Source organism: Herbivorax alkaliphila, from assembly GCF_030848475.1.
In the GTDB taxonomy this organism is placed as follows: Bacteria; Bacillota; Clostridia; order Acetivibrionales; family Acetivibrionaceae; genus Herbivorax.
In genome coordinates this window covers 1-1,351 of the sequence record NZ_JAVDDS010000133.1, presented here as the reverse complement: position 1 = coordinate 1,351, position 1,351 = coordinate 1, and the positions used below count along the sequence as shown (strand labels likewise).

General features: G+C 31.4%; 2 protein-coding genes. Both read right to left on the bottom strand.

Annotation, left to right across the window (positions count from 1 at the left end):
- Positions 1 to 429: 429 nt before the first annotated feature.
- Entirely contained in the window at positions 430 to 936 is a 507-nt protein-coding gene (locus RBH29_RS17660; protein WP_306698328.1) for a hypothetical protein, read from the bottom strand.
- A gap of 31 nt (positions 937 to 967) precedes the next feature.
- Positions 968 to 1,351: hypothetical protein (locus RBH29_RS17655; protein WP_306698327.1), on the bottom strand; the 384-nt coding region annotated here is incomplete at its 5' end.

Sequence of the window (1,351 nt, the reverse complement as noted above, 5' to 3'; positions counted from 1 at the left end):
CTCAAAAATTATTTAAAAGATTATTATGATCCTGTCAGAACACATCAAGGACTTAATTGCCAAACTCCAATTTTATCAGACAAACCTCCAGAAACTAAGGTAGAAGATACTAAATTGGTTTCAAAGTCTATTCTTGGAGGACTTTATCACAGCTACAAAAAAGTTGCCTAACAGTTACAGCTTTTTCAATAGCTTATTTTGTTATGCAAAAAAAACAAGCATCTTGGTTTTAATTACCAAAGTGCTTGTTTTTTGATTAAGCTATTATTGTTTTAAAAGTATAGAATTGTATGTTGTACTTGCTTGATTAGTTAAATATTAGTGCATATTTTAGACCGATTTAATTTTTGCAAGGCACAGCTTTATTTGTTAAATATTGGTTCATGTTTTAGCCCGATTATTTTCTAAAATGAACACAAACTACAACATTTAAAATTGACACTCTTCAATCATATCGATACTCTTATCAAGTCTTTTTGTAATCACAATTCCTTTGGGTGATTTCCAATCAAGGCTGTTTATAAAAACATCTATTGCCTTTTTTGTATCATTAATTATATGTTTTTCGTCTATCCTTTCTTCATTTAGTAATTTGACAATGCAAACCTCTTCAAGAGAATTATAAAGCTCGTTCAAAAAAATTATTAATTCACTTTCTGGCAGGTGTTTTTTCCCTTTGTTTACCATGATTTCTAGCTCCAAGAGGCTATTTCCCTCCAAGCTTAGAGAAATAAATTCTTCAACATCTATATCATCTTGAATTATGTTACTATAATAATTTATATCAATATTCAGATGAAAAACAAGTTTCGAATTAAACTTATATTTTCTAGGTTCATGAGGAATTTTTTCACCTCCCCATTCATTGAACAATTCTATTATATTTAGTTTTTTAAAGTCTTCTTTTCTCAATAATATGTCAAGTATTAAATCCATATTTACCTCGCTTTACATTGTAATTTTATTCCTAAAAAATTGATGGTCCTTCACGATACCAAAAACGATTATTCCAATCATAATTAAATATATGTTGATGTGGATTAAAATGGTCTCCTCGCCCATGGTCATACCAATGAACTTCACTCCAAGGAACATTTTGACCATTTGCAGTCGGCCATGAACCTTCAGGAAAAGTAGCCGTTTGTGAATAGACTTCCCCAGTATTTGAACTCACAGTACCACCTAAAGTAGTGTGTGGTCCACTTGCTCCTGGGTCTGGCAATGGAATATCTTGTCCATTTACAAATTGTTTAGATAGCTCTATTGGATTACCATGCTCGTCCGTTGGTATATATTTTGAGTAAGTAGAAGATACACTATCATCATTTCCAACCGTCTCCGGAGTTATAAC

Excerpts from the sequence above, each read along its gene's own strand:
- RBH29_RS17660 (WP_306698328.1), bottom strand. The coding sequence starts at position 936 with ATGGATTTAATACTTGACATATTATTGAGAAAAGAAGACTTTAAAAAA.